23 protein-coding genes are annotated in these 24,589 nt (G+C 70.0%); 6 read left to right on the top strand and 17 right to left on the bottom strand.

Going from position 1 to position 24,589, the window contains the following annotated elements; all coding sequences use genetic code 11:
• Nucleotides 1-140: 140 nt before the first annotated feature.
• The 11 genes from era to lepA form a co-directional block, all read right to left on the bottom strand.
• Entirely contained in the window at nucleotides 141-1,046 is a 906-nt protein-coding gene (gene era / locus BLT19_RS12240) for a GTPase Era (protein ID WP_091490598.1), read from the bottom strand.
• On the bottom strand, nucleotides 1,046-2,389 hold the full coding sequence (locus tag BLT19_RS12235) for a hemolysin family protein (protein WP_091490596.1): 1,344 nt from the start codon (nucleotides 2,387-2,389) through the stop codon (nucleotides 1,046-1,048). The genes era and BLT19_RS12235 overlap by 1 nt, the downstream gene beginning before the upstream one ends.
• Nucleotides 2,386-2,856: an rRNA maturation RNase YbeY gene (ybeY, locus tag BLT19_RS12230; RefSeq protein ID WP_091490594.1), complete on the bottom strand. Its 471-nt coding sequence runs from the start codon at nucleotides 2,854-2,856 to the stop codon at nucleotides 2,386-2,388. Before ybeY ends, BLT19_RS12235 begins: the two co-directional genes overlap by 4 nt.
• A complete protein-coding gene (locus BLT19_RS12225) occupies nucleotides 2,853-3,881 on the bottom strand; it encodes a PhoH family protein (RefSeq protein WP_172825693.1) in 1,029 nt (342 codons plus the stop codon). The genes ybeY and BLT19_RS12225 overlap by 4 nt, the downstream gene beginning before the upstream one ends.
• 85 nt (nucleotides 3,882-3,966) lie before the next feature.
• Nucleotides 3,967-4,314 (bottom strand): HIT domain-containing protein, encoded by a 348-nt coding sequence (locus BLT19_RS12220; RefSeq protein WP_091490591.1) that lies wholly within the window; start codon nucleotides 4,312-4,314, stop codon nucleotides 3,967-3,969.
• Nucleotides 4,315-4,337: 23 nt separating this feature from the next.
• A complete protein-coding gene (locus BLT19_RS12215; RefSeq protein ID WP_091490590.1) occupies nucleotides 4,338-5,069 on the bottom strand; it encodes a 16S rRNA (uracil(1498)-N(3))-methyltransferase in 732 nt (243 codons plus the stop codon).
• Between the two features lies 1 nt (nucleotide 5,070).
• Nucleotides 5,071-6,189, bottom strand: coding sequence for a molecular chaperone DnaJ (dnaJ, locus tag BLT19_RS12210; protein ID WP_091490586.1), 1,119 nt, complete (start codon nucleotides 6,187-6,189; stop codon nucleotides 5,071-5,073).
• 54 nt (nucleotides 6,190-6,243) lie between these two features.
• Nucleotides 6,244-7,284 carry a heat-inducible transcriptional repressor HrcA gene (hrcA, locus tag BLT19_RS12205; protein ID WP_091490584.1) on the bottom strand — a complete coding sequence of 347 codons (1,041 nt, stop codon included), beginning with the start codon at nucleotides 7,282-7,284 and terminating at the stop codon, nucleotides 6,244-6,246.
• A gap of 88 nt (nucleotides 7,285-7,372) precedes the next feature.
• Entirely contained in the window at nucleotides 7,373-8,584 is a 1,212-nt protein-coding gene (gene hemW / locus BLT19_RS12200) for a radical SAM family heme chaperone HemW (RefSeq protein WP_091490579.1), read from the bottom strand.
• A gap of 10 nt (nucleotides 8,585-8,594) precedes the next feature.
• Nucleotides 8,595-9,245, bottom strand: coding sequence for a DUF1990 family protein (locus tag BLT19_RS12195; RefSeq protein WP_091490574.1), 651 nt, complete (start codon nucleotides 9,243-9,245; stop codon nucleotides 8,595-8,597).
• Between the two features lie 10 nt (nucleotides 9,246-9,255).
• Nucleotides 9,256-11,127: a translation elongation factor 4 gene (gene lepA, locus BLT19_RS12190; protein WP_091490571.1), complete on the bottom strand. Its 1,872-nt coding sequence runs from the start codon at nucleotides 11,125-11,127 to the stop codon at nucleotides 9,256-9,258.
• 34 nt (nucleotides 11,128-11,161) lie between these two features.
• On the opposite strand from lepA, the gene BLT19_RS12185 reads away from it, so the two are divergent.
• The gene (locus BLT19_RS12185) at nucleotides 11,162-11,905 is read left to right on the top strand and encodes an alpha/beta fold hydrolase (protein WP_091490569.1); all 744 of its coding nucleotides are present in this window, start codon (nucleotides 11,162-11,164) and stop codon (nucleotides 11,903-11,905) included.
• Between the two features lie 116 nt (nucleotides 11,906-12,021).
• On the top strand, nucleotides 12,022-12,282 hold the full coding sequence (gene rpsT, locus BLT19_RS12180) for a 30S ribosomal protein S20 (RefSeq protein WP_091490567.1): 261 nt from the start codon (nucleotides 12,022-12,024) through the stop codon (nucleotides 12,280-12,282).
• Between the two features lie 50 nt (nucleotides 12,283-12,332).
• Here the strand turns inward: rpsT and holA are convergent, their stop codons facing one another.
• The 5 genes from holA to pabB all read right to left on the bottom strand — a co-directional run bounded on the left by holA (nucleotide 12,333) and on the right by pabB (nucleotide 20,551).
• Nucleotides 12,333-13,367, bottom strand: a complete 1,035-nt coding sequence (gene holA / locus BLT19_RS12175; protein ID WP_091490564.1) for a DNA polymerase III subunit delta — start codon at nucleotides 13,365-13,367, stop codon at nucleotides 12,333-12,335.
• Nucleotides 13,368-13,376: 9 nt separating this feature from the next.
• Complete coding sequence (locus tag BLT19_RS12170) at nucleotides 13,377-15,785, bottom strand: ComEC/Rec2 family competence protein (RefSeq protein WP_091490562.1); 2,409 nt, start codon at nucleotides 15,783-15,785, stop codon at nucleotides 13,377-13,379.
• A 6-nt stretch (nucleotides 15,786-15,791) separates the two neighbouring features.
• A complete protein-coding gene (locus BLT19_RS12165) occupies nucleotides 15,792-16,442 on the bottom strand; it encodes a ComEA family DNA-binding protein (protein ID WP_231917646.1) in 651 nt (216 codons plus the stop codon).
• 103 nt (nucleotides 16,443-16,545) lie between these two features.
• Nucleotides 16,546-19,134, bottom strand: coding sequence for a leucine--tRNA ligase (leuS, locus tag BLT19_RS12160; RefSeq protein WP_091490559.1), 2,589 nt, complete (start codon nucleotides 19,132-19,134; stop codon nucleotides 16,546-16,548).
• A 91-nt stretch (nucleotides 19,135-19,225) separates the two neighbouring features.
• The gene (gene pabB, locus BLT19_RS12155) at nucleotides 19,226-20,551 is read right to left on the bottom strand and encodes an aminodeoxychorismate synthase component I (RefSeq protein WP_091493934.1); all 1,326 of its coding nucleotides are present in this window, start codon (nucleotides 20,549-20,551) and stop codon (nucleotides 19,226-19,228) included.
• A gap of 41 nt (nucleotides 20,552-20,592) precedes the next feature.
• Here pabB and BLT19_RS12150 point away from each other — a divergent pair, with 41 nt between their 5' ends.
• From BLT19_RS12150 to BLT19_RS12135, 4 genes are all read left to right on the top strand, one after another.
• Nucleotides 20,593-21,276 (top strand): DedA family protein, encoded by a 684-nt coding sequence (locus tag BLT19_RS12150; protein WP_091490557.1) that lies wholly within the window; start codon nucleotides 20,593-20,595, stop codon nucleotides 21,274-21,276.
• Nucleotides 21,277-21,280: 4 nt separating this feature from the next.
• A complete protein-coding gene (locus BLT19_RS12145; RefSeq protein WP_091490554.1) occupies nucleotides 21,281-22,318 on the top strand; it encodes an App1 family protein in 1,038 nt (345 codons plus the stop codon).
• 61 nt (nucleotides 22,319-22,379) lie between these two features.
• Nucleotides 22,380-23,093, top strand: a complete 714-nt coding sequence (locus BLT19_RS12140) for an SOS response-associated peptidase (RefSeq protein ID WP_091490551.1) — start codon at nucleotides 22,380-22,382, stop codon at nucleotides 23,091-23,093.
• Between the two features lie 26 nt (nucleotides 23,094-23,119).
• Nucleotides 23,120-23,362: a tautomerase family protein gene (locus BLT19_RS12135; protein ID WP_091490548.1), complete on the top strand. Its 243-nt coding sequence runs from the start codon at nucleotides 23,120-23,122 to the stop codon at nucleotides 23,360-23,362.
• Nucleotides 23,363-23,379: 17 nt separating this feature from the next.
• On the opposite strand, the gene BLT19_RS12130 is transcribed toward BLT19_RS12135, so the two are convergent.
• Entirely contained in the window at nucleotides 23,380-24,585 is a 1,206-nt protein-coding gene (locus tag BLT19_RS12130) for a glycoside hydrolase family 3 N-terminal domain-containing protein (protein ID WP_091490546.1), read from the bottom strand.
• Nucleotides 24,586-24,589: the final 4 nt, after the last annotated feature.

Here is a 24,589-nt window from a genome sequence, read left to right as displayed (position 1 = left end):
TCGTCAGATGAGGGGGGCCGACACGAAGCTCCGCGACGAGGAGGGCCCTAGATCGAGGACTCGTCGCGGCGGCTAAGAAGGAGCCGGCCGAAGCGCATGGAGCCAGGTTACACCCGTGCCCGCGACCGCGCGAACCGGCCTCAGAAGCCCAGGCGGCCCAGCTGCTTCGGATCCCGCTGCCATTCCTTGGCCACGCGCACGTGCAGTTTCAGGAAGACGTTCGTGCCGACCAGCGGCTCGATGCCGGCGCGGGCGCGACGCCCGACGTCGGCGAGCCTCGAGCCCTTGTGACCGATGATGATCGCTTTCTGGCTGTCGCGCTCCACCACGATGTTGGCGTGGATGTCGGTCATCGAACCGGTCTCGCGCGTGGCCATGTCCTCGATCGTGACAGCGATCGAGTGCGGGAGTTCGTCTCTCACGCCCTCCAGCGCCGCCTCGCGGATGATCTCGGCGATGCGGTCCTCGAGCGACTCGTCGGTGACCACGCCCTCCTCGTACAGCGCGGGACCGGTCGGCATCAGGCTCAGCAGCTCGGACGTGAGGACGTCCAGCTGCTCGTGGGTCAGCGCAGACAGCGGAATCACGGCGTCCCAGTCCTCGCGGAGCGCGTCGACTTCCAGCAGCCGTTCGGTGACCTGCTCGCGGGATGCCGCGTCCGTCTTCGTCACGATGGCGACCTTCTTCGCGCGACGGTAGCCGTCCAGCGATTCCGCGATCCGCCGGTCGCCGGGGCCGACCTTCTCGGTGGCCGGCACGCAGAGTCCGATGACATCGACATCGCCGAGCACCTGCTCGACGAGATGGTTCAGACGCTCTCCGAGGAGGGTGCGCGGGCGATGGATGCCCGGTGTGTCCACGATCACCAGCTGGCCTTCGGGACGGTTCAGGATGCCGCGGATCGCGCGCCTGGTCGTCTGCGGCTTGTCGCTGGTGATCGCGACCTTCTCGCCGACGAGCGCGTTCGTGAGCGTCGACTTGCCGACGTTGGGCCTGCCGACGAAGGTGACGAAGCCGGATCGATGCTCCGGGGACTCGGTGGGCATCAGTCGCCTCTCCTGGAGCCGCTCCTGGCGACTCGGATCTCACCCGTGCGCGGTGCGCGGGTGGTCGTCGCTTCCTCGGTCTGCGGCGCGGCATCGCTTCGCTCGACGAACACCGTCGCCAGGCCACGGCCCCGGCCGCGAGAGGCACCACCGGTCATCACCAGGCCCTCGTACTCGGCGGTCGATCCCGGCTGCGGCACGCGACCCAGCGCCTTGCCGAGGAGTCCGCCGACCGAATCGACGTCCTCGTCCTCGAGTTCGAGGCCGAAGAGGTCGCCGACCTCGTCCAGACCGAGCCGTGCGCTGACACGGAAGCGTCCGGGCTCGAGCTCCACGACCTCGTCGGCGCGGGGATCGTACTCATCGGCGATCTCGCCGACTAGCTCCTCGATCAGGTCCTCGAGGGTGATCAGACCGGACACCCCGCCGTACTCGTCGATGACGAGGCAGACGTGCACGGCGTCGCGCTTCATCTGCTGGAGCAGCGTCTCCGCCTTCATCGATTCGGGCACGAACACCGCCGGCCGCGCGATGCGGGTGATCGGCGCGTCGCGCCAGCCGTCCTCGTCGCGGAAGCCGAACTGCACGAGGTCCTTCAGGTAGAGCACCCCGACGACGTCGTCGGCGTCATCGTCGACGATCGGGATCCGCGAGACGCCGTTGTCGAGGAAGATCGACATCGCGGCGCGCGTCGACGACGAGGCATCCACCGTCACCATGTCGGTCCGCGGCACCATCACCGCCCGCACGAACGTATCCGTGAAGTCGAACACCGAGTGGATCAGCTCACGATCGTCCTCTTCGATGAGCTCGTTCTCGGCGGCCTCGTCGATGATGCTGAGCAGCTGCTCCTCGGAGGCGAAGGACGACCCGCGTGCCACGCCGGGGGTGACGCGGTTGCCGAGTGCCACCAGGCCGTGCGCCAGCGGGCCGAGGAAGATCCGGACACCTCGGATGACCGGAGCCGCCCCGCGCAGCAGCCCCTTCGCGTGCTGGCGTCCGACGGTGCGGGGGCTCGCGCCGACCACGACGAACGAGATCCCGGTCATCAGGACCGCGGCGGCCAGCATCGCCCACCAGATGCTGTCGAACAGGATGGTGAAGGCGACGGTGACCAGCACCGCGGCCGCCGTTTCGGCGAGGATGCGGATGAACACGACCGCGTTCGCATGCGCTTCGGGATCGTCGGCGATCTTGCGCAGCGACGCGGCGTTGCGCCCGCCCATCGCGAGATCGGCGAGGTCGCCGCGCGAGGTGACGCCCAGCGCCGCGTCGATCGCAGCCATCAGGCCGCCGAAGGCGATCAGCAGGACCGCGGCGACCAGGAGCAGCGCCGCGGTCATGCGCGATTTCGACGGCGTTCGGCCACGTGGAAGCTCATGATGAGCTCGGTCTGCAGACCGAACATCTCGCGCTTCTCCTCCGGTTCGGCGTGGTCGAAGCCGAGGAGATGCAGGAGGCCGTGCGTGGTGAGCAGGATCAGCTCGTCCATCGTCGAGTGCTTGGCGGCGACGGCCTGGGTCTCGGCGACCTGCGGGCACAGCACGATGTCGCCGAGCAGACCCGCGGGGGTCGGCATGTCCTCGGTGCCCGGGCGGAGCTCGTCCATCGGAAAGCTGAGCACGTCCGTCGGGCCCGGCTCGTCCATCCACTGCACGTGCAGGGCCTCCATCGCGCCCTCGTCCACGAGCAGGATCGCCACATCGGCGTCCGCGCTCACGTGCAGCTCGGCGAGGTTGTGCTCCATCAGGCGGAGCAGGACGGTCTCGTCCGCCGCGAACCCGGACTCATTGCTGATCTCGATCGTCATGAGCGTCCTCGTTTCGGCAGATGATCACGGGGATTCTGCGGCCGTGACGCGCCTCGCCGATCTGCGCGATTGGCGAACTCGGCCGCCTCGTCGCGCTCGCGCCGGCCGGCCAGGCGTCGCTCGTCGAACTCCGTGTAGGCATCGACGATGCGCCCGACGAGCGTGTGGCGCACGACGTCCTCGCTGGTCAGGTAGGCGAAATGGATGTCCTCGATGTTGCCGAGGACACGCGTCACGAGGCGGAGTCCCGACGCGCCCTGGGGCAGGTCGATCTGGGTGATGTCGCCGGTGACCACCATGCGCGTCCCGAAGCCCAGCCGGGTCAGGAACATCTTCATCTGCTCGGGGGTGGTGTTCTGCGCCTCATCGAGCACGACGAACGAGTCGTTGAGGGTGCGGCCGCGCATGTACGCCAGGGGCGCGACTTCGATCGTGCCGCTGGCCATCAGCTTGGGGACCAGCTCGGGATCCATCATCTCGTTGAGGGCGTCGTACAGTGGGCGCAGGTACGGATCGATCTTGTCGGTGAGGGTTCCCGGAAGGAAGCCGAGCCGTTCACCGGCCTCCACCGCCGGGCGGGTCAGGATGATGCGGCTGACCTCCTTGCGCTGCAGCGCCTGGACGGCCTTGGCCATCGCGAGGTACGTCTTGCCGGTGCCGGCCGGTCCGATGCCGAACACGATCGTGTTCTCCTCGATCGCATCGACGTACGCCTTCTGTCCGAGCGTCTTCGGGCGGATGACTTTGCCTCGCGAGGAGAGGATGGCCTCGCCGAGCACCTCGGAGGGCCGCGGACCGCCCTCGCTGCGCAGGATCTTGTTGGAGGAGGACACGTCGGACGGGCCGAGATTCTGGCCCGCCTTCGTCATCGCCAGCAGCTCGTCGACGAGCACCCGGGCGGCGGCGACGTCGGCCGCGCTCCCGGAGAGGGTGATCTCGTTCCCCCGGACGTGGACGTCCACGCCGGGATGCTCCTTCTCGACCACGCGCAGCAGACGGTCCTGCGGACCGAGCAGCTGCACCATGGCGACGCCGTCGGCGTACACGCGTTCGACGACGGCGCCGCCTGGGGCGGAAGAGGGATCGGATGCCGCGGAGGCGCCGGGTCGCTCAGGCACCGAGGCTCGCCTCCGTCAGCTCGCCGGCGAGGACGTGGGCGTGCACGTGGAAGACCGTCTGCCCGGCACCGGCGCCGGTGTTGAAGACGAGTCGGAAGTCCCCGTCCGCGTGTTCCGCCGCGACGGTGTTCGCGAGCCCGACGACCTCGGCCAGCAGGCTCGGGTCGCCGGCGGCGAGTTCGACCACGTTGCGGTACTCCCCCGTCTTGGGGATCACGAGCAGATGCACCGGCGCCTTGGGCGCGATGTCGCGGATGGCGAAGACGTTCTCGGTCTCGGCGATGATCTCCGAGGGGATCTCGCCGTCCAGGATGCGGGTGAAGATCGAGGGCTCGCTCATCGGGCCAGTCTATCGACGAGCGCTCACCAGCGGCCCAGGGCGGCGCTGGCGATCGCCACCGCCGCGGGACCGGCGGTGGAGGTGCGAAGCACGGTGTCGCCGAGTCGGGCCGCGGTGGCACCGGCGCCGGCGAGCGCCGCGAGCTCGTCCGGCGTGATCCCGCCCTCCGGGCCGATCACCAGGACGACCTCTTCGGCTGCGGTCAGATCGAGTGCGGTGAGGGCCTCGGTCGCCGTGGGCTCCAGGACGAGCATCCGGGATGCGGCGGCCCGTGCGGTCAGCGCTTTCGTGGACACCAGTGGTGACACGTCCGGCAGCCACGCCCGGTGGGCCTGCTTGGCGGCCTCGCGCACGATGCCCGCCCACCGCGCTCGGCCCTTGTCGGCTTTGGCCGCGTCCCAGCGGGAGACGCTGCGCGCAGCCTGCCACGGGATGATCTCATCGACGCCGAGTTCGGTCGCGGCCTGGACGGCCAACTCGTCCCGATCGCCCTTGGCGAGGGCCTGCACCAGCACGAGCCGAGGAGACGGTGGCGGAACGTCGGCCCTGCCGGTGACGCGGACCACGACCTCGCGCGGGCCGACCGCCGTGCACTCGCCGGTCAGCCAGGTGCCCCGCCCGTCCCCCACGGTGACCTCCTCGCCGACGCGCACGCGACGCACGGTCGCCGCGTGGTGCGCCTCCGTCCCGGTGAGCACGACATCGTCGCCGACGCTCGCCGATGCCGGGTGGTCCAGGAGGAAGTGCAGGGGCATCTCAGCTGTTCCGGAAGCGGTCCCGCAGCTTCGCGAACAGTCCCTGGTGGAACTCCGCGAGGCGCGGCGCGGGGGCCTTCGTGCGCTTGGCGAAGTCTTCGATGAGCGCACGCTCCCGAGCATCCAGCCGGGTCGGGGTGACCACGTGCACGCCGACGCGGAGGTCTCCGCGCTGCGTGCCGCGCAGCGGCGTGATGCCGCGGTTCTTGATGGTCAGCACATCACCGCCCTGCACGCCGGCGCGCAGTTCGAGGTCGACGGGGCCGTCCAGTGACTCGATCGTCGTGGTCGTGCCGAGGATCGCGTCCGACATCGATACCTCGAGGGTCGCCAGGAGATCGTCGCCGTCGCGGCTGAACTCCTCGTGCGGCGACACGGTGACCTCGATGTAGAGGTCGCCGTTCGGTCCGCCGGCCGGTCCGACCTCGCCGGAACCGGGCAGCTGCAGGCGCAGGCCGGTCTCGACGCCGGCCGGGATGTCGATCGAGACGGTGCGGCGAGCGCGCACGCGCCCCTGCCCCTGGCAGGTCGCGCACGGGTACGGGATCGTGGTGCCGTAGCCCTGGCACGAACCGCACGGCTGGCTGGTGACGACGTTGCCCAGGAGGCTGCGCACCGTCCGCTGGACGTTTCCGGCGCCGTGGCAGATGTCGCAGGTGACCGGCGAGGTGCCCGGCTGGCAGCACGATCCCTGACACGTCTCGCACAGCACGGCCGTGTCGACGTCGAGGTCCCGATGGACGCCGAACACGACGTCCTTGAGATCGAGGGTGACGCGCACGAGCGCGTCCTGTCCGCGCTCGCGCCGCGACCGCGGGCGTCCCGCCCGTTGTCCGCCGGCGGCGCCGAAGAACGTCTCGAAGATGTCGCCGAAGCCGCCGAAGCCGCCCTGCCCGCCGGCCCCGCCGAACGGGGAATCGCCGCCCATGTCGTAGCGGGCGCGCTGATCCGGATCGCTCAGGACGTCGTACGCGTGCGTGACGAGCTTGAAGCGCTCCGAGGCATCCTCACCGGGATTGACATCCGGGTGCAGTTGACGCGCGAGACGTCGATACGCCTTCTTGATCTCTTCGGAACTCGCGTCGCGAGCGACGCCGAGGACCTCGTAGTGGTCAGCCACAAATCGCCTTCCTGCCCGCGTCGAGCGCGGGATCGTGTGAACACGGATGCCGCGTCAGCGGGCACTCTCGTCGTCGTCGAGCATCCGGGTGAGATAGCGCGCGACGGCACGGACCGCCGCGAAGTTGGTGGGATAGTCCATCCGGGTGGGGCCGAGCAGCCCAACGCGCGCCCGCGAGCCCGTCGCGTCGTAGTCGCTGGCCAGAACCGTTGCCTCGCCGAGCCCGAAGGCGTCGTTCTCGCGCCCGATGCTGGAGGCGAGTCCTTGATCGTCGGCGACCATCTCGCCCATGAGCTTGAGCAGGGTGACCTGCTCCTCGATGGCCTCCAGCAGCGGGTAGATGCTGCCGCGGAAGTCCGATTCGCGGCGGGCGAGGTTGGCCGATCCCGCCATGACGAGGCGGTCCTGACGGAACTCCTCGAGCTCTTCGGCCACGATCCGAGCGATGATCGCCGTGGCCGCCTCGCGCGCCGACGGCGTGCGCTCCTCGGAGCCGAGGTGCTCCTGGACGCGCTGCACCCCCTCGCGGACGGGCAGGCCGACCAGCAGCGCGGCGATGTCGGCGCGCATCCGCGCCAGGTCGTCCTCGTCGAACTCCTCGCGGACGATCGCCAGGCGCTGGGAGACGCGTCCGGTGTCGGTGACGACGATCACCAGCATCCGGCCGCCGCCCAGTTGGACGAGCTCGACGTGGGAGACGTTCGCGCGCGCGAACGACGGGTACTGCACGATCGCGACCTGGCCGGTCAGCTGGGTCAGGGCCCGCACGGTGCGGGCCAGGACGTCGTCCAGATCGGAGGGACCGTCCAGGAACGCCGCGATCGCCGTGCGCTGGGCGGGTGAGAGCGGCCGGACCTCGGCGAGGTGGTCGACGAACACGCGATACCCCTTGTCGGTGGGCACGCGACCCGACGAGGTGTGCGGCGCGGCGATCAGCTCTTCATCCTCGAGGAGTGCCATGTCGTTGCGGATCGTGGCGGCGGAGACCCCGAACGCGTGGCGTTCGACGATCGCCTTGCTGCCGACCGGCTCGCGCGTGTCGACGAAGTCCTGCACGATCGCCCGCAGGACCTGCAGACCCCGATCGGTGACCATCTCGCCTCCTCCGCGCATCGAACCGTTGGCACTCTCACGAACTGAGTGCCAATTCTACCGGATCGGCTCGGACACGGCCGGAGGACGCTCAGTCGGTGAGTGCCCGCACGACCGCATCGGCGAGGAGTCGTCCGCGGAGCGTCAGGACGACGCGACCGCGAACCGCCTCGGCGCCCTCGATCAACCCGTCGGCGATGAGCGCTGCGACCGCGTGCCGCCCTGACCCGAGGAGTTCCGCGGTGGGCAGCCCCTCGCGAATCCGTGTGCGCAGCAGCACGCTCTCGAGCGTGCGCGCGGCCTGGTCGGGCCGCTCGCGCGCGGCACCGGGCGACTCGCCGGCGGCGAGCCGCTGCGCGTAGGCGGCGGGGTGCTTGACGTTCCAGAAGCGCAAGCCGGCGATGTGGCTGTGCGCTCCGGGGCCGTACCCCCACCAGTCGCTGCCCTGCCAGTAGGCGAGGTTGTGCTGCGATCGCTGCGCGGGCGTGCGCGCCCAGTTCGACACCTCATACCAGTCGTAGCCGGCCTCCCCGAGGAGCCCGTCGGCCAGCTCGTACATGTCGGCCTGCAGGTCGTCGTCGGGTGCGGGCACCTCCCCCCGCGAGATCTGGCGGGCGAGCCTCGTGCCCTGCTCGATGATCAGCGCGTAGGCGGAGACGTGATCCGGCGCGAGGCTGATCGCCGTCTCCAGCGATGCTCGCCAGTCGTCGAGGGACTCCCCCGGCGCTCCGTAGATCAGATCGAGGCTCACATCCAGGCCCGCAGTCCGCGCCGCGGCCACCGCGGTGCGGACGTTCGCGGGATCGTGGGTGCGATCCAGGGCCGCCAGGACGTGCGGCACTGCCGACTGCATGCCGATCGACAGGCGGGTGACGCCGGATGCCGCGAGCTCGGCCGCCACCTCATCGGTGACGGTGTCCGGGTTCGCCTCGACGGTGATCTCCGCGCCGACCGCGATCCCGAAGGTCGAGCGGATCCCCTCGAGCATGCGGGCGAGGTCGCCGGCCGGCAGCAGCGTCGGGGTTCCGCCGCCGAAGAACACCGTCCGTGCCGGTCGAAGCGGGCCCGCGACCGACAGGACCCTCCGTGAGAGAGCCACCTCCTGGAGGAGAGTGTCGGCGTACTGGTCCTGTCTGGTGCCACGCAACTCGGTCGCCGTGTACGTGTTGAAGTCGCAGTATCCGCATCGCACGCGGCAGAACGGCACGTGCAGGTAGACGCCGAAGGGTGTCGCCTGGTCGACGGCCACGTCGAGGGAACCGTCGGCCGGTGCGGGCTCGCCGAGCGGGAGTGCGGAGCCCATCAGCGCGTGCTCAAGCCGGCGTCGTGTACAGCGGCGAGATGGCGCGCAGGTAGCGGGTGAACAGCTCTCGTCTGCGTCGACGGACCAGGCCCGGGAAGACGCGGTAGAGAAATGCGGTCGGCGCGTCGAAGGCGCGGACGGTGAACCAGACCTCGTCGTTCTCGTACCACTCGATCATGAACGACTCCTCCCCGCTGACCACGGACCCGCCGACGGTGCCGAGGGCGAAGCCGATGCGACGCGGCTCCTCGACGGCGAAGATCACCCGCAATTCGGCATCAGCCCGCAGTCCTCGCACTCGCCCGGCGACGTGCACCGTGGTTCCCGCTCCGACGTACGGGGTGCCGTCGGAATCGAATCGCTGATCGGCCTCGAGCTTGCTCGGTGCGAGCGGATTGCCCTCCGCGTCGAAGCTGACGCCGGAGTACATCGGACCCGATGCCGGGCGCACGTCGCTGAGCTCCAGTCCCGCGCCGCGCAGGGCGGACCACGACAGCAGTGCGTCTCCAGCCGTGCGGAATCGCGACTCGCCGCTGCCCAGACGCCAGGATTCCTGAGCCGGCAGGCTGCGCTCCGGCGGGTACTGCATCAGATCGGGCGCCTGCGTCGCTCCGACAGCGGCGTAGTCGACCGTCTCGTCCCTGAACGTCCCGCGGCGCATGAGAACCAGCCTACTTGGCGTCCTTTTTCTCGGTATCCCCGGACAGCGCGGCGATGAACGCCTCCTGGGGCACTTCCACGCGGCCGACCATCTTCATGCGCTTCTTGCCCTCCTTCTGCTTCTCCAGCAGCTTGCGCTTGCGGGTGATGTCGCCGCCGTAGCATTTGGCCAAGACGTCCTTGCGCATCGCGCGGATCGACTCGCGCGCGATGATCCGGGCACCGATGGCAGCCTGGATCGGCACCTCGAACTGCTGCCGCGGAATCAGCTTCTTGAGGCGCTCCGTCATGAGCACCCCGTAGGCGTAGGCCTTATCGCGGTGCACGATCGCGCTGAACGCATCGACCGGCTCGCCCTGCAGCAGGATGTCGACCTTGACGAGATCGGCCTCCTGGTCGCCGCTGGGCTCGTAGTCCAGCGATGCGTAGCCGGCGGTCTTGGACTTCAGGTTGTCGAAGAAGTCGAAGACGATCTCGCCGAGCGGCATCGTGTAGCGGATCTCGACCCGGTCCTCGCCGAGATACTCCATCCCCAGCAGGGTGCCGCGCCGGGACTGGCACAGCTCCATGATCGTGCCGACGTAGTCCTTGGGCGCGAGGATCGCGGCCTTGACCATCGGCTCGGTGACGCTGGCGATCTTCGTCCCGGAGGGGAACTCACTCGGATTGGTCACCGTGAAGCTCTTGCGGTCGTCGGTCGTGACCTCGTACGTCACCGACGGCGCGGTCGAGATGAGGTCCAGGCCGAACTCGCGCTCCAGACGCTCCGTCACGATCTCCAGGTGCAGCAGACCGAGGAACCCGCAGCGGAAGCCGAACCCGAGCGCCACCGAGGTCTCCGGCTCGTAGTTCAGTGAGGCATCCGACAGCTTGAGCTTGTCCAGCGCCTCGCGCAGCACCGGGTAGTCGCTGCCGTCGATGGGATACAGACCCGAGAACACCATCGGCTTCGGATCGGTGTAGCCGGGCAGCGCCTCCTTCGAGGGCTTCGCGGCACTGGTGACCGTATCGCCGACCTTGGACTGGCGGACGTCCTTCACGCCGGTGATGAGGTAGCCGACCTCGCCGACGCCGAGGCCCTTGGTCGGTGTGGGCTCCGGCGAGGAGACGCCGATCTCGAGCAGGTCGTGCACGGCGCGGGTGGACATCATCTGGATCCGCTCGCGCGGGCTGAGGGTGCCGTCGATCATGCGGACGTACGTGATGACCCCGCGGTAGGAGTCGTAGACCGAGTCGAAGATCATCGCCCGCGTGGGCGCGGCAGGGTCGCCCTGCGGCGGAGGGATCTGCGCCACGACCTGGTCGAGGAGCTCTTCGACGCCCATGCCGGTCTTGCCGCTGACCCGCAGCACGTCCTCCGGCTTGCCGCCGATGAGGCTCGCGAGTTCGCGGCTGTACTTGTCGGGGTCGGCGGCCGGCAGGTCGATCTTGTTCAGCACGGGGATGATGTGCAGATCGTTCTCGAGCGCCAGGTAGAGGTTGGCCAGGGTCTGCGCCTCGATGCCCTGCGCGGCATCCACCAGCAGGATCGCGCCTTCGCACGCAGCGAGCGACCTGCTCACCTCGTAGGTGAAGTCGACGTGGCCGGGCGTGTCGATCATGTTCAGCGCGTAGGTGTTCGCCGTCCCTGCGCTCACCGAAGGGCCCGCCCACGGCATCCGCACCGCCTGGCTCTTGATCGTGATGCCCCGCTCGCGCTCGATGTCCATGCGATCCAGGTACTGCGCGCGCATATCGCGGTCGGAGACGACGCCGGTGATCTGCAGCATGCGGTCGGCCAGGGTCGACTTGCCGTGGTCGATGTGGGCGATGATGCAGAAGTTGCGGATCTGCTCGGGCGGTGTCGCGGACGGCTCGAGGGGCGTGAGGGCGCGGGGTGACATATCCGGTCGATTCTACGGGCCATATCCTGGGCGAATGGTCGTGCAGGTGGTCATGGTGCACGGCATCCGGACGTCCGCGAGCATGTGGCGCGCGCAGGTCGAGTATCTGCGTGCACGCGGAGCCGGAGTCGTCGCCGTCGATCTGCCCGGGCACGGCAGCCGGATGCGCGAGACATTCACGCTCGCCTCGGCGTTGCAGACGATCGATGAGGCGGTGCGGGATGCCGCGACCCGAGGGCCCGTGGTTCTGGCCGGCCATTCCATGGGCGGGCTCCTGTGCATCGAGTACGCCGGTGGTCGGGAGCCTCCGCCGGTGGACGCGTTCATCGCGGCATCCTGCACATCGATCCCGCGCGGCGCCGGGCTGCACGCCTACCGCGCGCTCACGCGCGGATTCGACGCCCTCCCCGATCGCGGCATGTGGCTCACGGATCGGATGCTCGACCGCATCCTCCCCGACGAGACGCGTCCGGACTTCGGGGCGGGCGGCTACGCCCTGGACGCGCAGCACGTCGCCCTGCGCAGCCTCTCCGCCCTCGACCTGCTCACCGCGCTGCGCCGCATCGAGGTGCCGCTGTGGTTCGTGAACGGGCAATTCGACCAGCTGCGGGTCAACGAGCGCCTCTTCCTCCGGGTGGCCCGGCATGCCGAGCTGATCGTGGTGCCCCGGACCACGCACCACGTGACCGTGATGCGCCCTCGCGTCTTCAACGCGGTCCTCGGCGTGGCACTGGCGACCGTGGGCGGCCGCCAGGCGGGGCAGCCGCGCGATTCCTGATAGACTCGGTGATTGGCTTGCGTGTGGATCGCCTCCGCACGACCGCCGGATGACAGCCCTCTTCTGTTCGCCGGCACTTCATATCAACCACTCCGAACGAAAGACCGACGACAACCGTGGCAAACATCAAGTCGCAGATCAAGCGCAACAAGACCAACGAGAAGGCCAACGAGCGGAACAAGGCCGTCAAGAGCGAGCTGCGCACCGAGGTGCGTCGCACCCGCGAGGCCATCGCCGCGGGCGACAAGGCCGCTGCGGAGGCGTCGCTCGCGAAGGCGACCAAGAAGCTCGACAAGGCCGTCAGCAAGGGCGTCATCCACGAGAACCAGGCCGCGAACCGCAAGTCGGCCATCGCGAAGCAGGTCGCGGCGCTCTGAGCACCGACGCTTCGGAAGCCCGTCCCGAAAGGGACGGGCTTTCGTGTTTCCTAGCCGCCGAACGGCGCTTTGGTGGCGATCACGGTGATCAGTCGCTCGAGCGCGAACACGCTGTCGCGCGAACCGCCCTTCACATCGACGTCCGCTCGCGCAGCCGCCTGGATCGCCATCCCCAGCGTCGCGTCCGACCACCCGACCAGATCTCGGCGCGCACGGTCGACCTGCCAGTCCTTGAGCCCGAGGCGGGCCGCGAGCGCGCCGGAGGACTCCCGATGCCCGGCCACCCGGGCCATGGTGCGCAGCTTCGATGCGATTGCGGCCACCAGCGGCACCGGGTCGGCACCCGAGGAGAGCGCGTGGCGCAGCGCGATCAGCGCATCGCCGTAGCGCCCCGCGATCGCGGTGTCGGCCACAGTGAACGCCGAGGTCTCGACCCGACCGCCGTAATACCGCTCCACCGTCTGCTCGCCGATGTCGCCGGGCACGTCGGAGATCAGCTGCTGGCAGGCCGCCGCGAGTTCGGTCAGATCGTCGGCGAAGGCGGAGACGAGCGTGCGCAGCGCGGCCGGTGCGATGCGCTTGCGTGCGGTGGAGAACTCCCCCGCGGCGAAGTCGAAGCGATCGGAATCGCGCTTGATGGCGGGGCAGGCGATCTCGACTCCCCCGCCCTCCCCTGCGCGGATCGCGTCGAGGAGCTTCTTGCCGCGCACACTCGCGCCGGTATGGCGCAGCACCACGGTGGCACCCTCCTGCGGGTGCGAGAGGTAGGACACCGCCTCGGTCAGGAACGTGTCGGAGCACTTCTCGACGCCACTGACCCGCACGAGCCGCGGCTCGCCGAACAATGACGGCGCCGTGACGCCCAAGAGGGTGCCGGCGGCATAGTCGTCGGCTCGGACGTCGGAGACTTCGAGGCTGGGGTCCTCGGCACGCAAGTACTCGCGCAGGCCCGCGGTCGCGCGCTCGGCGCAGACTTCCTCCGGGCCCGAGATCAGCACGATCGGCGCCGGCTGCGGCGCGCGCCAGGACAGCTGTGGAATCGCGGAGCGCGTCTTGGCGGGCGTGCGTCGCGCGGTCGTGGCCATCCCGTCAGCCTATCGATCGCCTCCGACCCGATCGTCCGCAGCACCCTGCTCGGACTGCTCCGTCGAGACGTTCTCCCGTTCGCGCCAGAGGGCGACGCCGTCGGCGGCGCGCCACACCGCGATCATGCCCTCGCGGTCCGTCCGTGCGATGCGGGCGCCCGCTGCCGACAGCAGCGCGAGTGTTTCGTCCCGAGGGTGCCCGTAGTCGTTGTCGGTGCCGACGGTGATCAGCGCGATCGAGGGATCGATGTCCTGGTAGAACCGTGGATCCTGATCCGCACTGCCGTGATGCGCGACCTTGACGAGGTCGTATGACGGCTCGAGGATCGCGGCGGCACCGAGTGCGCGCTGGGGTGAGGCGGACAGGTCGCCGAGGAAGAGTGATGACGGGATGCCGCCTCCGCCGACCTCGACGATCACACTGGCATCGTTCCCGGCGGGGAAGGCCCCGCTGCGGGGCGGCGGCCACACCACCCGCCAGCGCGCGGTGCCCACGGTGCCGCGCAACCCGCTGGATGCTGCCCGCACCTCGGCTCCGGCTGTCGTGAACGCGTGCAGGAGGGATCCGGCGGCGTCGTCGGGCGCTGGGCCGTGCAGCACCGCATCGGCGCGGCCGATGACAGCGGCGGCTCCCCCGACGTGGTCCAGATCGAAGTGGGTGAGCACCAGCAGGTCTATCCGCTCGATGCCGGCGCGCGCCAGACACGCGGACAGCACCGCGGGATCGGGTCCGGTGTCGATCAGCGCGACCGCCCCTGAGGAACGCAGGAGCACGGCGTCGCCCTGGCCGACATCGCACGCCAGGATCGCCCACTCCGGCGGCAGCGTCCAGCGGCCGGCCACCGACGAGAGCGCCGCACCGCCCAGACCGCCACCGACGACGACGGCGACGATCGTGCCGGCGGTGAGGCGCAGCATCCGTTTCCGCCCGCGGCCGCCCGCCGGCAGCACCAGCAGGATGCCGACCGCGCCGCCGAGACCGGCCAGCGCGATGGCGCCGGCGGGTCCCTCCAGCCAAGCGAGCTGCGCGCCGGGCAGTGCGTTGAAGGTCGCGGCGGTCCCCGCGATCCACGCGGCGGGCAGCCACGCGATCGCCGTCAACCCGGACTGCAGCCACGGCAGCGGTGCGGCCAGGCACGCCGCCAATCCCAGAACGGTGGCGAGCGGCGCCGCAGGTGCGGCCAGGAGGTTGGCCAGGACGCCGTACACGGGCACGGACGGAGTCAGCAGGATCAGGAGCGGTCCGCAGGCCAGTTGCGCGGCGATCGGCACGGCCAGGGCCACCGCGAGCGCGCGCGGCATGCGCCTGGTCATCCCGTCGGCAAGCGGGCGCGCGAGCAGCAGGAGCGATGCGGTCGCGACCGTCGACAGGGCGAAGCCGAGGGAGCCGGACAGCCAGGGGTCGAAGACCAGGAGTGCTGCCACGGCGAGCGCCAGGATCGCCATGCCCACCCCGGTGCGTCCGAGCAGCACACCGAGCATCGCCACGCCGGCCATCGCAGCGGCGCGCACGACACTGGGCTCCGGTGTGACGAGGACGACGAACCCCGCGAGCGCCCCGAGCCCGACCATCACCCGCAGACGACGCGAGGCGCCCAGAACGGCCGCTGCGGCGAATGCCAGGCCGACCACGAGCGCGCAGTTCGCACCGGAGACCGCCGTCAGATGCGACAGCGACGCGTTCTTCATCGAAGCGTCGAGCTCCGCGGTCACCGCCGATGTGTCGCCGACCGCGAGTCCAGGGATGAGTCCCGCTCCGGGCGAGGGCAGGCCGGCGGTGGAGGCGACCAGCCGATCCCGCAGCGCGCCTGCAACAGCCAGGACGCCGAAGGCGGGTTCCTGGACCTGCAGGCCGCGAGCGGCCGATACGGACAGCACGGCTCGATTCCCGGCGGGCGCTGCACGTGCGGTGCCGTCGGCTGTCACGACCGCTCCCACCTCCAGCCGATCCCAGTGATCGACGTCCTCGCGCTGAACGCGGACGACGGTCTCGAGGCGGACGTCCTCGCCGACGGTGCCCGTCGCGATGCGGGTCGCAAGGGCGTCGAACGCGTAGTCGCCGCTCATCCGCCGCTCGACCTTGCCGGTCACGATCGCCGTGACGGTGACCGCGCGACCGCCCTCGAGCGCGAGCGATGCGGCCTCGGTGCGGCCGGGCTCGGCCAGCGCGACGTGCGAGGCGGACGCCGCGGCCGCCAGCAGGCCGAGGATCAGCACGACCCGCCACGTCGACCTTCGCCGGCGGCGGCGCCTGTATGCGCCGAACGCGGACGCCACGATCGCCACCAGCCCGGCGGTCCACAGCGTGGCGGCGATCGGGACCGCGAGGACCGGAGCCGAGGTCACGGGAAGCGCCACCGCCCAGCACGCGCCGGCGACCGGGATCAGCCGCAGTCGGAGGTGGCGCGGAGCTGACATCGCTGCTCAGATGCTGACGAGGTCGCGGAGCGATTCGAGCATCTTGTCGCCGATACCCGGAACAGCCAGGAGGTCTTCGACGCTGGTGAAACGGCCGTTGGCCTCGCGCCAGTCGATGATGCGCTGCGCGAGCGCGGGACCGATGCGGGGCAGCGTATCGAGCGCGCCGGCGTCTGCCGTGTTCAGATTCACGCGGCCGTCGCCCGCGGCCGGGGCGGCGGCCGGCCCTCCCACCGGCTCCTGACCGATCAGCGGGACGACCAGCTGCTCCCCGTCGCTGAGGATCCGGGCGAGATTCACCGCCTGCTCATCCGCTCCCGGCGCGAAGCCGCCCGCCGCGGCGACGGCGTCGACGACCCGATCACCCTCGTGCAGCAGGTACAGCCCGGGGCCGGTCACCGCACCCGACACATGGACGTACAGGCCGGTCCGTGTCGCGTCGCGGCCTCCACCGTCGGCATCGTCCACAGTGGAATCGGATGAGTGCGAAGTCGTCACCGTCTCCATCGGAGCGGCTGTCCCGCGGAGGATGCCGATGCCCACGGTGACGGTGAGCGCCAGGATCGCAACCACGATCGCAGCGCCCAGGCCGATCCGAGCGCGGGGGCTCGCCTCCGCGACAGATCCGTCGCTTGCTCCTCCGGCACGCGCAGTCACACGCCGACGCTAAGCGTCACCGCGCGCGGCGCGAGCGCTGCCGTGGGAAGGCGTGGACGCGCTCGTGGCCCGGTGGCCTGGGGAGGAGGCCCCATGGGGGCGATCAGTGCGTGCTGAAGCTGACGACCTTCGGAGGCCGTACGACCACGCGCGTGACGGCCCGGTCGCCGAGAGCCCGTTGCACACGCACGTCGGCGCGGGCCAGAGCCTCGAGCTCGGCCGAGTCGATCCGCGCGGACACCTCGAGGGTCGCCCGCACCTTCCCGTCGATCTGCACCACGGTCGTGACGGTGTCCTCGATCAGCAGCGTCGGGTCGGGCTGACGCCATGGGACCAGACCCACGAATCCGTCGTAGCCGAGCACCTCCCACATCTCCTCGGCGGTGTGCGGCGCGAACAGATCCAGGATCATCGCCGTCGCCTCAGCGGCCTCGCGCACCGCCGGGTCGCTGCGTCCGGCGCCGGAGTCGATGCTCTTGCGCGTCGCGTTGACCAGCTCCATGAGCCGCGCCACCACGACGTTGAACTTGGTCTGCTCCACGAGTCCGGGGGCATCGGCCAGCAGCCGGTGCGTCACACGGCGCAGCGCCGGATCGCCCTCGGCCCAGACGACGTCCGGCGAGCTGTCCACGTCCTTCGCGACGCGCCACGCGCGGGCGAGGAACTTCTGGGCGCCGGTGGTGGACACATCCTCCCAGTTGATGTCGTCCTCGACGGGGCCGGCGAAGACCATGCCGGTGCGCACCGCGTCCGCGCCGGGGTCCAGCATGCTGGCGGAGAACTCCACCAGGTTGCCCTTGCTCTTGGACATCTTGGATCCGCCGAGCAGGACCATGCCCTGGTTGATCAGGCTCGAGAAGGGCTCGGTGAAATCGATCAGTCCCGCGTCGAAGAGGACCTTCGTGATGAACCGTGCGTACAGGAGGTGGAGGATCGCATGCTCGACCCCGCCGATGTAGGAGTCCACCGGCGCCCACTTGCCGGCTTCTCGACCGGAGAACGCCTGGGTGGGGTCGCCCGGAGCGAGGAAGCGGAGGAAGTACCACGAACTGTCCACGAACGTGTCCATCGTGTCGGGGTCGCGAAGCGCCGGCTCACCCGTCTCGGGGTCGACCGTCTGCATCCACTCGGTCGCCCCGCCGAGGGGCGAGGTGCCCTTGGGCGCGAGGTCCAGCCCCTGCGCATCAGGCAGCGTCAACGGCAGCTGGTCCTCCGGCACCAGGACGGTCCGGCCGTCCTCGGTGTGGATCACGGGGATCGGCGTTCCCCAGAAGCGCTGGCGGGAGATCAGCCAGTCGCGCAGCCGATACGACTTCGTCGCCCGGCCCGCACCCAGCGCCTCGAGCTGCTCGACCATGCGCGTGATCGCATTGCGCTTGGACAGCCCGTCCAGAGCGCCGGAGTTGATCATCCGGCCCTCGCCGGTGAGGGCGATGCCGGTGGCGGCCGGGTCGAGCTCGTTCACCGAGGAATCGTCGGTGCCGGGGTCGATCGGCACGCCGTGCTCGTCGAGTTCGATGATGGGGATGGCGCCGGTGACCGGCGCAGTGGTGTCGACGACGATCTTGACGGGAAGATCGAAGGCGCGGGCGAAATCGAGGTCGCGCTGGTCGTGGGCGGGAACGGCCATGACCGCGCCGTGCCCGTAGTCGGCCAGCACGTAGTCGGCCGCCCAGATCGGCAGTCGCTCCCCGTTGATGGGATTGATCGCGTAGCGCTCCAGGAACACGCCGGTCTTGGGCCGGTCCGTGGTCTGCCGCTCGATGTCGGTCTCGCGCTGGACCCTCTCCAGGTAGTCCTGGAATCGCATGCGCACGTCGGGTGTCGAGCCCGCCGCCAGTTCGGCAGCCAGGTCGCTGTCGGGGGCGACCACGAAGAAGGTCGCGCCATGGAGGGTGTCGGGGCGCGTGGAGAACACCGTCACGGTGCCCTCGCGTCCCTCGATCTCGAAGTCGATGTCGGCGCCGACGGAGCGGCCGATCCAGTTGCGCTGCATGCGGATGACCTTCGACGGCCAGAAGCCCTCGAGCTGGTTCAGGTCATCGAGCAGCCGGTCGGCGTAGTCGGTGATCTTGAAGTACCACTGCGTGAGCTTCTTCTTGACGACCTCGGCTCCGCACCGCTCGCAGTGCCCGTCGACGACCTGCTCGTTGGCGAGGACGGTCAGATCGTTCGGGCACCAGTTGACCGGGCTCTCCTTGCGGTAGGCGAGGCCGCGTTCGTACAGCAGCTGGAACAGCCACTGGTTCCAGCGGTAGTACTCGGGATCGCTCGTGTGCAGGATGCGCGACCAGTCGTACGAGGACCCGTACTCGCGGAAGCTGCGCTTGTGCTGGTCGATGTTCGCGTAGGTCCACTCGCGGGGATCCGCCCCGCGCTGGATCGCGGCGTTCTCCGCCGGCAGACCGAACGAGTCCCACCCGATCGGGTTGAGGACGTTGTATCCGCGGTGCCGCCAGAAGCGGGCGACGACATCGACGTACGCGTAGTTCTCCGCGTGACCCATGTGGAGGTCCCCGGAGGGATACGGGAACATGCCGAGCACGTACTTGCGCGGTCGCTTGTCCTCATCGCCCCCCGCGCGGAAGGGATCCGACTCCGCCCAGCGTGCCTGCCACTTCTGCTGGATCGCATACGCGTCGTAGCCGCCGTCGCCGGGCGCTGCGGTTTCGGGCGGAGATGTCTGACTCACGAGGGGGTACCAATCCTGGGGTTCGGGCGCGCAGAACGCGCCCTCCAGGTTACCCGACCGGCGTCGGCGTCAGCCGGGCGTGCGCTCGCGGTCACCGCCAGTCCGGCGGGAGTGTCGCGCCGATCGCCGCGAGCGGCCCCTGCGCCTTGATCGCCACCTCCGCGACTTCGGCCGCGGCATCCGATCTCCAGGTGATGCCGCCGCCGGCGCCGACGTAGGTTCCGCCCGGATGCGTGACGATCGAGCGGATCACCATCGCGAGGTCCAGATCGCCGTTGCTGCCCACCCAGCCGAAGCATCCGGCGAAGATCCCCCGTGGTCCGCGCTCCAGATCGTGCAGGATCGTCATCGCGGAGAGCTTGGGCGCACCGGTCATGCTCCCGGCGGGGAAGGTCACATCCAGCAGATCGCCCACCGTCGTGCCCGGACGGAGCAGACCCGACACGGTGCTGACCAGCTGGTGCACGGCGGGATAGGACTCGATCTCGAGCAGGCGGTCGACCCCGACCGAGCCCGGCTCGCAGACGCGGGAGAGGTCGTTGCGCATCAGGTCGACGATCATGACGTTCTCGGCGCGCTCCTTCTCGCTCCCCAGCAGTTGCGCGGCCTGCTCGGCATCGGCAGCCGGATCCTCGCCGCGCGGGCGGGTCCCCTTGATGGGTTTCGTGCGCACCGTCCCGCCCGTGACGGTGAGGAACTGCTCGGGGCTGGCACTGATGAGCGCGAGATCGCCCGTGCGGAGAAGGCCGCCGTGATGTGCGGGAGTGGTCGCGCGAAGTCGCTCGTGCGCGCGGAGCGGATCGATGGATGCTCCGGTCCCGAAGCGCGTCGTCAGGCACAGCTGGTACGCGTCGCCGTCGCGGATCGCCTCGCGACAGCGTTCGATGAGCGCGGCGTATTCCTCGGCCGAGTGTCGTGCGGTGACCTCGAGGTGGACCGGCGGCGGATCGATCGGATCCGGGTCGCGGAAGGGCGCCGACTCGGCCCCGGTGACGATCGAGGCGGTGAACGCCCGATGGCGGGTGGCAGGTGCGATGATCCAGACCCGGCGCGCGGCGTGATCGAACGCGGCGAACTCCTCGACGCGCAGCCACCGCTCGAGCGCGGGCTCGTCCTCGGTCTCAGCGGTCGGCGCCCCCGCCCGCGCAGCGCCGACCTCGTATCCGCTCCAGCCCACCCAGCCGCCGCGGAACGGGCCAGCCTCCCACCCTCGATCGTCGTCGGCGGCGGCTGCGCCCGTGCGGACACCGCGGACGCCGGCGGAAACCTCGACGGTGCCGACCCCGACCCAGCTCCAGCCGGCCGCCGCGTCGGGACCGGCATCCAACCAGAACACGTCCGCATGATCGGCCGCGAGCGCGGCGAAGACGGATGCCGGATCGAGCCAGCGCTCCACCGGCTCGGCGATAAGGGGCATGGTCACAGGCTAGGGCGGCGAGGCGGATCTAGGCTCGTGCTGTGAACGAGTTGCTCACGTGGATCCTCGACGCCGTGCAGGGCGTCGACCCCGTGCTGCGCACGATCCTGGCCGGCGTCGCGATCCTGCTCGAGACGAGCGTCCTGGTGGGTCTGGTGGTCCCAGGGGACACCGTCGTGATCATCGCCGGCACGGCCGTCGACTCCGTCTGGGAGGGCGTCATCCTGGGCACTGCGGTCGTCGTCGGCGCTCTGGTGGGCGAGAGCATCGGATTCTGGCTCGGCCGCTACCTGGGGCCGAAGATCCGCCACTCCCGTCTCGGACGCCGCATCGGCGAGGAGAATTGGATGCGCTCGGAGCGGTATCTGCGCCGGCGGGGCGGGCCGGCGATCTTCGTATCGAGATTCCTGCCCGTCCTGCATTCGCTCGTGCCGCTGACCGTCGGCATGAGCGGCTACTCCTATCGCCGATTCCTGGCATGGACCCTGCCGGCGTGCGTCGTCTGGGCTGGGCTCTACGTGAGCGTCGCCGCCGCGGCCGCGGGAACCTACCGCGAGCTGGCGGACAGCCTGCACTTCGCGGGGTACATCTTCGTGGCGATCATCGTGGTCTTCCTCGTCCTGGTCTTCGTCACGAAGAAGATCATCGAGCGTGTCGAGCGCAAGCATCTGGACGACGATGACCACCTGCCCGCGGATCCTGCCGGGGCAGACGTGAAAGACTGAGAGGATGCCCGAGAATGCCGGCGACCCCGATCGCCCGAAAGTGCTCTGGTTCGCCCGGCTCGAGTACCGTTTCCACTCTTGGCGCGAACGTCGTGCTCGCGCGCGCGGGCTCCGGCCCGCAGTCACGCCGTTCCCGGGCTACGGCGGTGTCGACTGGGTGCGCGTCCTCGGTCGGGTGCTCATCGTGCCGCCGGTTCGGACGACCTCATCCGGCGAGTTCGAGAAGGTCCGCGGCTGGCGCAGCTTCCTTGCGGTGCCCGTCGGCTACGCCCAGGTCCGCATTCAGATCGCCGGGGTCGTCCACGAGGTCGTCGCCGATCGTGGCGGGGTGATCGACACCGTCGTCCCCGCCGCGCTGGAGCCCGGATGGCAGACGCTGACGATGACCGTCGAGAACGGCGAGCCCGCGGAGACGCGTGTGTTCATCGTCGGCCCCGACGTCCGCACGGGTGTCGTCTCGGACGTCGATGACACCGTCATGGTCACCGCCCTGCCGCGACCGCTGCTCGCCGCGTGGAACTCGTTCGTCGTGAACGAGCATGCCCGCCAGCCCGTCCCGGGGATGGCCGTGCTCATGGAACGCCTCGTCCGTGACCGACCCGGCACCCCCGTGATCTACCTCTCCACCGGAGCGTGGAACGTCGCCCCGACGCTCATCCGCTTCCTGCGCCGCCATCTCTTCCCGCCCGGGTCCGTGCTGCTGACCGATTGGGGGCCGACGCACGACCGCTGGTTCCGCAGCGGCATGAACCACAAGCTCACGAACCTCCGCCGCCTCGCAGTGGAATTCCCCGGCGTGAAGTGGCTCCTCATCGGCGACGACGGTCAGCACGACGACGAGATCTACACCACGTTCACCGGCGAGTACCCCGGGAACGTCTCGGCCGTCGCCATCCGCCGCCTGTCCCCCGCTGAGGCGGTGCTGGCCGGCGGCCGCACCGCCGTCGACGACCACTCCGCGGCCACGGTGCCCTGGGTCACCGGCCCCGACGGCGCCGGTCTGGTCGACCGGCTCGAAGAAGTCGGCGTGATCGAGACCTGATCGGTCGGCTGCGGCATCCGCTCGCGTGCGACTGTCGGCGCTCGGCCGTAGGCTTGCGCGCATGTGCGGGCGTTTCGTCGTGGCGAGTGTGGGTTCTGAGCTGGTGGGCGTGCTGCGCGTCGATCTGGAGGGCGATGATCTTCCCGAGCCCTCGTACAACGTCGCCCCGACCGCCCCGGTGGCGATCGTGCTCGATTCGGCCAAGACCGAGCCGCCGACCCGTCGCCTCGAGACCGCCCGGTGGGGGCTGGTGCCGTCCTGGGCGAAGGACGTGTCGATCGGTGCTCGGGCGTTCAACGCGCGCTCCGAGGAACTCGAGGACAAGCCGATGTTCCGGAAGGCGCTCGAGAAGCGGCGCGCGATCGTGCCCGCCACCGGCTACTACGAGTGGAAGAACGTCGACGGGACGAAGATCCCGCACTACATCCACCCCGCCGACGGGTCGCCGCTGTTCATGGCGGGCTTGTACGAGTGGTGGAAGGACCCGCAGATCGAGGACGAGGCGGATCCGGCACGGTGGGTGCTGAGCTTCACGATCCTCACGCGCGATTCGATCGGCCACCTCGGGTCGATCCACGACCGGATGCCCCTGTTCGTCGACCCTGATCACGCTGACGCCTGGCTGGATCCGACGACCGACAATGTCCGCGACGTGCTCGACGCGGCGATCGACGCCGCCCCCGCGGTGGCGCGGACCCTCGACGACCACGTCGTGGCCAAGGCGGTCGGCAACGTGCGCAACAACTCCCCCGAGCTCATCGATCCCGTCGACTGACCGAACCTTCCCTAACAGGAGTCCTCATGCCGAACATCCGTGTCGAACTGCTCGCAGGGCGGAGCCTTGATCAGCGACGCGCTTTCGCCCAGGAGGTCACCCGGGCCGCAGTCGATGTCCTGGGCGCGAGGGCGCAGGACGTGCGGATCCTCTTCGAGGAGATCTCGCCCGATGCGGTCGCCAACGGCGGCGTGCTTGCCAGCGAAGACGCCGACCGCGCCGGCGTGCTGGGCGCGCTCCGCCCGGCCGCGGACGCGACGGGCGGCTGAGCCGCAGCGATCCGACCTCAGTCGACCGGACCGCAGTCCGCGCAGGGCAGCATGGCGCGACCGGATGCCGCGAGCCCGATGCGCGCCGTCGCCACGCGCACTGCTGCCTCATCGATACGGGACTCGGCCAGGGCGCCCGCCTCGACAGCTGCGACGAGGCCGTCGACGATGCGCGCCGCGGACTCCGGTGTCGAGTACGCCACGGCCAGCACCATGTCGTTGCCTGCGGCGATCGCCGCGACGGCGTTCGCCACCGGGTCGGCATATGCCGGGATGCCAGAACCCTGGAGCATTCCCAGGTCGTCGGTGATCGCGATCCCGTCGAAGCCGAGATCCTCGCGGGCGATGCGGTGCCACTCGGCGGACAGTGTCGCCGGCTGCGCGTCGATGGAGGTGTAGGCGAGATGCCCGAACATCAGGATCGGCGCGGCCTGATCGATACCCGCGGCGAACGGTGCAGCATCAGCGGCGTCCCACTCGGATCGGGTTTTGGGGGTGGTCGGGATCCCGCCGTGGGAATCCCCCGGTGCCGCGCCGTGCCCCGGGAAGTGCTTGAGCGTGCTCATCACTGCTGTCCCCTCGCCGGCGACGGCCGCCGCGACCCGCTCGGAGGAGGCTGCGGGGGTGGTGCCCAGCTCCCGGCGGTAGATGAACATCGCCGGGTCGGGAGTCACGTCAGCGACCACGCCGAAGTTGACACCGATTCCGGCCCGCTCGAGCAGCGCAGCGCGGCCGGCGAACGCGTCCCGGGTGGCGTCGGCCGGAGCATCCTTCAAGGTCAGCGCACTCGGGAATGCGTCCCACGCGAGCCTGGCGACGTCGCCGCCTTCCTGGTCCACGGCGATCAAGGGTGGGAGGGAGCCGCTGTCCGTGAGGGCATCGGTGAGCGCGCGGAGCTCCGCCTCGGTCGGCGGGATGTTCGCGCCCATCAGGATGAACCCGCCGATCCCGTCCTGCGCCATGTAGGCGGTCAGGGTCGCACGGTCGGTGGTGGGGATGTGCCCCATCACCAGGCTCGCCGCCTTCTCGCGCAGTGACATTGCTGCGACGAGGTCGCCGGCCTCCGCGTCGGCATCCGCTCCGGCGAGGACGGTCACGGTCCCGGTCTCCGGTTCGGCCGCAGGATCGGCGGGACTCGCCGAGGCCGACGCGGGCGCGATCGCACCGGCGAGGAGGGCCGCGGCGACACCGCAGGCGAGGACGGAACGGGATGGACGAGGCATGTGC

The organism is Microbacterium pygmaeum (assembly GCF_900100885.1).
In the GTDB taxonomy this organism is placed as follows: domain Bacteria; phylum Actinomycetota; class Actinomycetes; order Actinomycetales; family Microbacteriaceae; genus Microbacterium; species Microbacterium pygmaeum.
This window is presented reverse-complemented; position numbering and strand designations above follow the sequence as displayed.